We start from the raw sequence: 7,681 nt of genomic DNA, 5'->3' as shown, positions 1-7,681 counted from the left end.
AGGCTTCAGAACCCGCCACGATACGCCGCCTTCTCAGGCCCCATCACCCATTTTCAGCCATAGCTCTCAGAAAACGCAGGCCAACCACAACTCCATGGGTTCTAACTCCAAAAGGATGCCGAGTGTAGCCGCTCAGAAAACGCAGGCCAACCACAACGATGTTGTTCTTTTCGGCGAAGTGTCGTGCAGTGTAGCCGCTCAGAAAACGCAGGCCAACCACAACTAGGTCTTCTGGTAGTCGCCGGCGGCTTTGAGTGTAGCCGCTCAGAAAACGCAGGCCAACCACAACGCATTATCGGTTGTGGGAATCTGCGGCATCAGTGTAGCCGCTCAGAAAACGCAGGCCAACCACAACGGCGCCAAACAGCACGAATTCGATGCTGGCAGTGTAGCCGCTCAGAAAACGCAGGCCAACCACAACCATTTCACAGGTCGGTGTGGTAAAATCGATAGTGTAGCCGCTCAGAAAACGCAGGCCAACCACAACACCGTCGACGACACCGCGGTTACGGCTGGCAGTGTAGCCGCTCAGAAAACGCAGGCCAACCACAACGCTGCATGTGTTGCAATATTACAGCCCTGGAGTGTAGCCGCTCAGAAAACGCAGGCCAACCACAACTGGCTAAAGGACATGAACGCGTCCAACGCCAGTGTAGCCGCTCAGAAAACGCAGGCCAACCACAACTGCCTTGGTGATATCTCCATCGATCAGGCCAGTGTAGCCGCTCAGAAAACGCAGGCCAACCACAACACTCCAATCAATGGCCATGCAGTTTTCCTTAGTGTAGCCGCTCAGAAAACGCAGGCCAACCACAACAGCAGCCAGCGAGGCCAGCCCGTTACCCCCAGTGTAGCCGCTCAGAAAACGCAGGCCAACCACAACTGCCATTTCGAGGATGATAGGATGAAGCTTAGTGTAGCCGCTCAGAAAACGCAGGCCAACCACAACACACGTTCTGGCGAAACGTCGAGAAGACGGAGTGTAGCCGCTCAGAAAACGCAGGCCAACCACAACTACCAGGGTGAGGTGACGTTAAGCTCCAGTAGTGTAGCCGCTCAGAAAACGCAGGCCAACCACAACCATTCCGACGCGCTCAAGATTTGGTTCAAGAGTGTAGCCGCTCAGAAAACGCAGGCCAACCACAACGTGCCGGTGCGGCTGTCTTCCGGCCCGGTCAGTGTAGCCGCTCAGAAAACGCAGGCCAACCACAACGTTGAGGTGCCGTCATGACCGACCGCACCCAGTGTAGCCGCTCAGAAAACGCAGGCCAACCACAACGATATCGTTTAGGTCTCCGGTTAGCGTCCCAGTGTAGCCGCTCAGAAAACGCAGGCCAACCACAACTATTACGACGCCAATTCGGCCACGGCGACGAGTGTAGCCGCTCAGAAAACGCAGGCCAACCACAACGTAGTGGGTTCGCCCCTTCGCCGACGTGAAAGTGTAGCCGCTCAGAAAACGCAGGCCAACCACAACGCTGATGCCGTCGATGTGAGCAACTTCAACAGTGTAGCCGCTCAGAAAACGCAGGCCAACCACAACGTGTATATTCCGGCATCGCCTCGGCAACGAAGTGTAGCCGCTCAGAAAACGCAGGCCAACCACAACCGCAAGACGGTCGGACTCCTGCCCAAGGGAAGTGTAGCCGCTCAGAAAACGCAGGCCAACCACAACACAAACTCACGGATATGACTTATGAAGATTAGTGTAGCCGCTCAGAAAACGCAGGCCAACCACAACTGCCTCGGAGGGCAAGCGGTCACGCCAAAAAGTGTAGCCGCTCAGAAAACGCAGGCCAACCACAACGTTTCAGATGCTTCGGAACCGCTTCGGCGCAGTGTAGCCGCTCAGAAAACGCAGGCCAACCACAACCCTGGAAGTGGGATACCGGCCACCACGTACAGTGTAGCCGCTCAGAAAACGCAGGCCAACCACAACTTCGGCGTCAAGATCAAGCTGTTTATGCGTAGTGTAGCCGCTCAGAAAACGCAGGCCAACCACAACAACTACCGGCTGTTCCGTTCTTCTCGTGCCAGTGTAGCCGCTCAGAAAACGCAGGCCAACCACTGTCCGCCGTTAGGGATGGCTCGAGCGAGCAATGACGGCCCTTGACACGCCTGCCCCCCCGCCGGCAGTGGCGGTTCTATCCGGTCATCATACCGAAGTGCGGGAGATGTGTTCGAGAACCCGCTTGATCGTTGCTCTGTCCGGCGCTCCGCCGACCGCGCACGCTGTCCGATCGCCACCGCTGGATCGCAATCTGTCCATGATCTCTTGCTGCCGTTCCGCGCTGACGGTGCCGTAGCTGTTGAAGCTTGTGTCCAGTTTCTCGTGACCGAGGTTCTGGCTCCAGGCTTTTATCGCTTCGCCATTCACTCCCAGATCGAAAGCGAGCCTCATCAACGTCTTCCGCAGGCTGTGCGGATTGAAATAGGGCTGGCCGGCCGCCGGAAACGCGCGCTTGAAAATGTCACGGATCGGGCCGGCGTTGGACCAATTCGCCCGCTCCAGCCCCGCCGGCGCAAAGAGGCCGGCCGCGTTCGGCAGGACCTTCGTCTTTGGAAAAAGCGGATCGTCCGGACCGAAGAGAAGCCGGCCGGTGAGGTGGGCGATCCAGTCCATGACGATGGCTTCCACCTCTTCCCCAACCGGAAAAAAGTCGGTGCGGATCGTCTTCCGGTTCTTCGTCTTGACGGTGCGGGCATCCTGATCGACGAAACGGCCGGCAACGCTCACATGACGGATTTTCAGCGAGGCGACCACCGCGTCGCGTGCGCCCGTCAGTAGGATAAAGGCGACGACGGCACGGTCGCGCTTTTCCAGATCGGTGCTGGCCGGCATGGTGGCGATGACGTGCTTCACCTGCTCCAGAGACGGGCCGGGTTTCTCGCGCCTCGCGGTCGCGATCCGGAGGTCATGATTGGACGGATTGAAATATTCCGCGTCGGAGCCGTTGATCTTCGACCGATAGCCGGGTTGCCCGGCGAGCCAGACGAAGAAGGCGTGACAGGCCTTTAGCCGGGCCGTGACGGTCGCTTTCGCCAGCGGCTTGCCCGTGGAGCCGTGCCCGGCTTCCGCCAGCCGCCGCTTGTAGGCGCGCGCCTGCTCGTGGTGGAAGGCAGCGAAGTCGCGGTGGCCGGTGCTGGCTTCAAAGCCGGCAATGGCGGCAAGTGAGGCATTAACGGAGGCAGGTGCCATGCGCTTCGCATCCTCCAGCCAGATCATGTAGGCGCGCTTGATGCGCTCGTTTTTCGCGTGGTGCCTTGCCATGGGTTTCAGCCTCCTTTCGCAAGTGAACATTTGGACGGTGATCGGCGATCTAGCCTATGCGTGCGTCCGCCTGTCTGATCGTCACGGTGCATCTGGCCTCCAGCGCCGGCAGAAGGCCCTTGCCGAGCTTCTTGTGCATGGTGGTGGCGCATGTTTCGCAAAGCGCAAGATAGGAGAGGCGCCCCGACGCCGAGACCTCCACTTCCACCGCGTCGAAGGCCGGCCGGCGTGGCTCGCGGCAGGAGAAGCAAAAGCCCTCGTGCGGCTGAAGTGTCCGCTTCGCTGGCTTGCGAGCCTTTAGGAAAGCGATCAGGTCCGAACCGTGAATGAGCGTCGGCCGCCTGCCGTCGATCGCCTCCAGCCCTTCCACCTTCAGCCATCGCCGGATCGTTCTACGATGAACGCCGAGCGCGGTGGCGGCCTCGTCCACCGTGTAGGTCCGGTGCCTGCCGATCGCCCGCCAAGACGGGCGCCGCGCCATCTCAGCGCGCTCCCTTGTCGATCAGGTTGCGGATGTCTTCCACCCGCCACACGGTGATCCGGCTTCCCAGCTTCGTCGGCTTGGGAAAGCGGCCGTCACGGACGCCCGCCCACCAGGTCGATTTGGAAACGGGAATCGGGCCGGCCGGCGCAAGGATTGAGCGCAAGCGCAGGAAGCCGGTGCGGGGAAGGTCGTCGGGATGTGTCATGATGTCACCTCGTCGCTGTCAGGACGAGATGGGCTTAGGAGAGCCGCCAGCGGCGTTGGCCGAATTCGGTTAAGGCGAGACCGAATTCGGTTATGCCTCGCTATTCGGCCGGGTCTTGCGGAAGCAGGCTCGCCGATTCCTTCAGGTATTTCCGAACGGTGTCCTCGTCCATCGGCAGCCCGATCAATGCCAGATCGGTCGCGATTTCTTTCGCGGTGGGACTGCGGCCAGAGGCCGGATCGTAGCTGTAGCCTTTGACCGCCATCCCAATGACCAGCTTCAGCAAGCTTTCGCGCTCGCGCAGCGGAAGTTCCTTTTGCGCAGGAGTGGTCGGGCGTGACGCGTCCGATCTCCTTTCAGCANACCAGCTTCAGCAAGCTTTCGCGCTCGCGCAGCGGAAGTTCCTTTTGCGCAGGAGTGGTCGGGCGTGACGCGTCCGATCTCCTTTCAGCACGCTCAGAGGCCGTTTCGAAACCCCGGAAAGCCGATGTTCGTAGTTTCTCCGCATAACCCCCACGGGCAGGAAACCGGCGAAACTGCATCGCTGACAGCGGCCAAATCTCATTCCGAACTGCGTGGTAGAGAGTTTTGAAACGGACTCTCAGTCTCCAAGGCCTCTTTTACGCTCTCGAAATTCTCTCGCTGTCGCTCGTAAAGTGTCTTCCAGTCGGCGATTTGCACGCCGAGCGATGTCACCGATTCAACGAGTTCACTGGGTACAGCAAGGCCCATGCGTTGCGCGTACGCAAGGAAGACGGAAGGCGAGCTTTGGGCGTAAAGCTGGCCCATAGTCTGGGCGCGCCGAAGCAGATCGAGTCGGTCGATGAAAAGTTTCGCGAAAGAAGAGATATGAACGAAGGACTTGACCGATTTCAGTTGGACGCGTCGTGGATCGCGGCCGAGGGACAGCGCTGTTGCCTCTTCGATTGACCAATAGGATGCCATTGCCCAGTAACCAAAGTCGGCTTTAGCGTCCGGCCTATTAAACGACCGTTGTTGCTCCTCGATTTCCAACAGCTTACTGCGGCTCCGGTTTTGAGCGGAGCGCACCTCGCGAACCAATTTTTCCAGTTCTGCTGCTGGCAGTAGGCAGACTTCATTGTAGTATGAGGACGCTTCTTCATCAGTATGATGACTGCGGATTGGGGCAGGGGCGACGCTGTCCTCGTCGAAGATGGTCGCAAGCGGAAATTTCCACTTCACCACAAACTTTGTTGGGCTCGTCTTCCAAAGCGGACTGGGTACGCGAAGCAATGCCATCCTCTAGCTTCGGATGCGAGTAACCGGAGGGGCCGGGATTGCGGTCATAGATGCAAACTTGGCGGTCTTCTCATTAAGAATTGCTGAAAGCTGCGTTGCCCACCATTCAGCCATCTTCACGCGCTCCTCCCAATAGACCGCGCGATGATAGGCGCGCCGCACTTCGTCGGCGCCGACATGCCCCAACTCGGCCTCGATCGCATCAGAATGCCAGAGGCCGCTTTCGTTCAAGAGGGACGAAGCGGACGCTCGAAAACCATGCGACGTCATTTCGTCCTTGTCGAATCCCATGCGGCGAAGGGCGCTGTTCAGCGTGTTCTCGCTCATCGGCCGCAAGGTGGTATGGATCGCCGGGAAGACGAGGCGTCCCGAGCCCGAACGGCCTTTCACATCCTCAAGGATCGCGACCGCCGCGTCGGACAAGGGTTTGCGATGCTCGCGACGCGTTTTCGTCCGTGCGGCCGGTATCGTCCACACCCGCTTTGCCAGATCGAATTCGCTCCATTCCGCCTGCCGCAATTCGCCCGGTCGCGGATAGAGCAGGGCGAGAAGCTTTAGCGCCGCGCGCGTATCGGTCGAGCCCTCATAGGCTTCGATCGCGCGAAGCAATCCGCCAAAGCGCTTCCAGTCGGTGAAAGCCGCGCGAGGCGTGACGGTCGGGGCGGTGAGGGCGCCGCGAAGCCCATAGGTCGGATCGCTATCGGCGCGCGCCGTGGCGATCGCAAACCGAAAGACTTGGCCGATGACGGCACGAAGCCGGCGCGCGGTCTCATAGTTGCCTTTCGCTTCAATGCGGCGAAGCGGGACGAGGATTTCCATCGCGCTGATATCCGTGATCGGCCGGCCGCCGATGTCGGATCGAACCAATCCGAGAAGCCACCGGTTCTTTGCCAGGGTCGCTTCGGCTCTACCTTCGCGCTCGGATTTGGAAAGCAGCTCATCCGCTACCGCATCGAAGGTCGCGGCGCGGGACGCTGTCAGCGCTATCCGATCCAGCTTCGATTTCTCGGACGGGTCAATGTTGCGTTTCAGGAGCGACTTCGCCGCGTCGCGCCGTGCGCGCGCATCCGCCAGCGAGACCGTCGGATAGGGACCGAGCGAGAGAAGCTTCTGTTTCCCGCTGAAGCGATAGGACACCCGCCAGAGCTTCGAGCCGGTCGGCGATACCAACAAATGAAGCCCGCCCCCGTCGCTATGTTTCGCGGGACGCTCGGAAGGTCTGAACGCCTTGATTTGCAGGTCGGAGAGGGCCATGCCGCATTCCATTTGTTGGTATCGAGTTTCGGTCGCGTCGCCGATACCAACAAAACTACCAACAAATGAATTGGATACCAACACCCCGTGCTGGACAACGTCGGATCAAGAATTCAGCGTTTCTGGTGGTTTTGACTGTTATTCGGACTGTTTTGGATCGTCTCGAATAGAGAAATGGTGCCCAGGGACGGAGTCGAACCGCCGACACTGCGATTTTCAGTCGCATGCTCTACCAACTGAGCTACCTGGGCGCCGTTTCGCCGAAACGCTCCGAATGCGGAACGCCAAGCCGACGAAAGCTCGCGCCTTATAGAAAAGCTCCAACGCGCTGTCCAGCGTTTCGGCCGCGGCGTCTGGAAAAATATGACGATGCCGGGTTGCCCGGCTCGGCAGGGGGCGCTTCGCGACTTTGATCGGCAAAGGCTGCTTTTCGCTTCACTGTCTGTTGACGCGCCAACCGAAATCGGAGAGATAGCGCCCAACGCTGCCGTAGCTCAGTGGTAGAGCACTCCCTTGGTAAGGGAGAGGTCGAGAGTTCGAGTCTCTCCGGCAGCACCATCCCAATTTTTGATATGGCTTGAATCCCTTGCGTGGTAGCGGCTTGCGCCCATAAGTCTGTTACAAACGATGTTGCAAGATCGGATGGGCGGGCATAGCGGGAAAGCACAAAGGGCTGATCGAGCGAGCGGGACGACTACATTCGCACCGTGATTCGGCCGATCTCCAATCTCCGCGAAGCCACTTGTCGCCGCATTGCAATTCGGGTCATCTGCCACACGTGGGTACCCTGAAGGGCACCTTCTCGCCTTCGATCGGATCGAGCCCGGCGCACGGATCGACGACGTGCGCTTCCGATGCTCGTCGTGTCGCAGCCGTAAGACGCAGGCTCCCGCTATCAATCTCGACGCAACCCCGGCGGGATTCGTCATCGTCCAGCGGCTCCCCATGTCTGAATTTCAAAATGCTTGCTATTTAACGTGGTATGCAGACGGCAAAGGCACAACTAAAGCCACATGAGGTAGTGTTTATGGACAGCGCTGTAAAGATATTTCAGTCGGCATTCTACATCGTTGGTTCAATCGTAGCAGTTCTTACGTATTTAAAGGCAAAGAATGGTCCTTGCCTATCCGGTTGTTACCCACGCCCACTAAATGTGGGGTGCGCCCATTCCCCGGAGTAAAGCCCGTCAAAGGTCGGCGCAGCTGCC

The 7,681-nt window shown here is 59.1% G+C and carries 6 protein-coding genes, 2 tRNA genes and 1 CRISPR repeat array; of the genes, 1 reads left to right on the top strand and 7 read right to left on the bottom strand.

The window, feature by feature from the left end:
- Nucleotides 1-55 precede the first annotated feature (55 nt).
- A CRISPR array of direct repeats spans nt 56-2,071; the repeat unit is 36 nt; unit sequence AGTGTAGCCGCTCAGAAAACGCAGGCCAACCACAAC.
- A gap of 84 nt (nt 2,072-2,155) precedes the next feature.
- From VQ044_RS23075 to VQ044_RS23045, 7 genes are all read right to left on the bottom strand, one after another.
- On the bottom strand, nt 2,156-3,271 hold the full coding sequence (locus tag VQ044_RS23075; protein WP_327649900.1) for a tyrosine-type recombinase/integrase: 1,116 nt from the start codon (nt 3,269-3,271) through the stop codon (nt 2,156-2,158).
- Nucleotides 3,272-3,320: 49 nt separating this feature from the next.
- Complete coding sequence (locus tag VQ044_RS23070) at nt 3,321-3,752, bottom strand: helix-turn-helix domain-containing protein (RefSeq protein WP_327649898.1); 432 nt, start codon at nt 3,750-3,752, stop codon at nt 3,321-3,323.
- A gap of 1 nt (nt 3,753) precedes the next feature.
- Nucleotides 3,754-3,960, bottom strand: coding sequence for a helix-turn-helix transcriptional regulator (locus VQ044_RS23065; protein WP_327649896.1), 207 nt, complete (start codon nt 3,958-3,960; stop codon nt 3,754-3,756).
- Nucleotides 3,961-4,060: 100 nt separating this feature from the next.
- The gene (locus tag VQ044_RS23060; RefSeq protein WP_327649895.1) at nt 4,061-4,246 is read right to left on the bottom strand and encodes a hypothetical protein; all 186 of its coding nucleotides are present in this window, start codon (nt 4,244-4,246) and stop codon (nt 4,061-4,063) included.
- Between the two features lie 275 nt (nt 4,247-4,521).
- On the bottom strand, nt 4,522-5,220 hold the full coding sequence (locus tag VQ044_RS23055; protein ID WP_327649893.1) for a hypothetical protein: 699 nt from the start codon (nt 5,218-5,220) through the stop codon (nt 4,522-4,524).
- A 3-nt stretch (nt 5,221-5,223) separates the two neighbouring features.
- Nucleotides 5,224-6,474 carry a tyrosine-type recombinase/integrase gene (locus VQ044_RS23050; protein WP_327649892.1) on the bottom strand — a complete coding sequence of 417 codons (1,251 nt, stop codon included), beginning with the start codon at nt 6,472-6,474 and terminating at the stop codon, nt 5,224-5,226.
- Between the two features lie 175 nt (nt 6,475-6,649).
- Nucleotides 6,650-6,725: transfer RNA gene (locus VQ044_RS23045), tRNA-Phe, on the bottom strand.
- Between the two features lie 232 nt (nt 6,726-6,957).
- On the opposite strand from VQ044_RS23045, the gene VQ044_RS23040 reads away from it, so the two are divergent.
- Nucleotides 6,958-7,032 (top strand) — tRNA-Thr (locus VQ044_RS23040).
- Nucleotides 7,033-7,681: the final 649 nt, after the last annotated feature.

The sequence above is a fragment of the Aurantimonas sp. C2-5-R2 genome (genome assembly GCF_036549495.1).
GTDB classification, from domain to species: domain Bacteria; phylum Pseudomonadota; class Alphaproteobacteria; order Rhizobiales; family Rhizobiaceae; genus Aurantimonas; species Aurantimonas coralicida_A.
This window is presented reverse-complemented; position numbering and strand designations above follow the sequence as displayed.

Excerpts from the sequence above, each read along its gene's own strand:
- VQ044_RS23075 (WP_327649900.1), bottom strand. The coding sequence starts at position 3,271 with ATGGCAAGGCACCACGCGAAAAACGAGCGCATCAAGCGCGCCTACATG.
- VQ044_RS23050 (WP_327649892.1), bottom strand. The coding sequence starts at position 6,474 with ATGGCCCTCTCCGACCTGCAAATCAAGGCGTTCAGACCTTCCGAGCGT.
- VQ044_RS23070 (WP_327649898.1), bottom strand. The coding sequence starts at position 3,752 with ATGGCGCGGCGCCCGTCTTGGCGGGCGATCGGCAGGCACCGGACCTAC.
- VQ044_RS23065 (WP_327649896.1), bottom strand. The coding sequence starts at position 3,960 with ATGACACATCCCGACGACCTTCCCCGCACCGGCTTCCTGCGCTTGCGC.
- VQ044_RS23055 (WP_327649893.1), bottom strand. The coding sequence starts at position 5,220 with ATGGCATTGCTTCGCGTACCCAGTCCGCTTTGGAAGACGAGCCCAACA.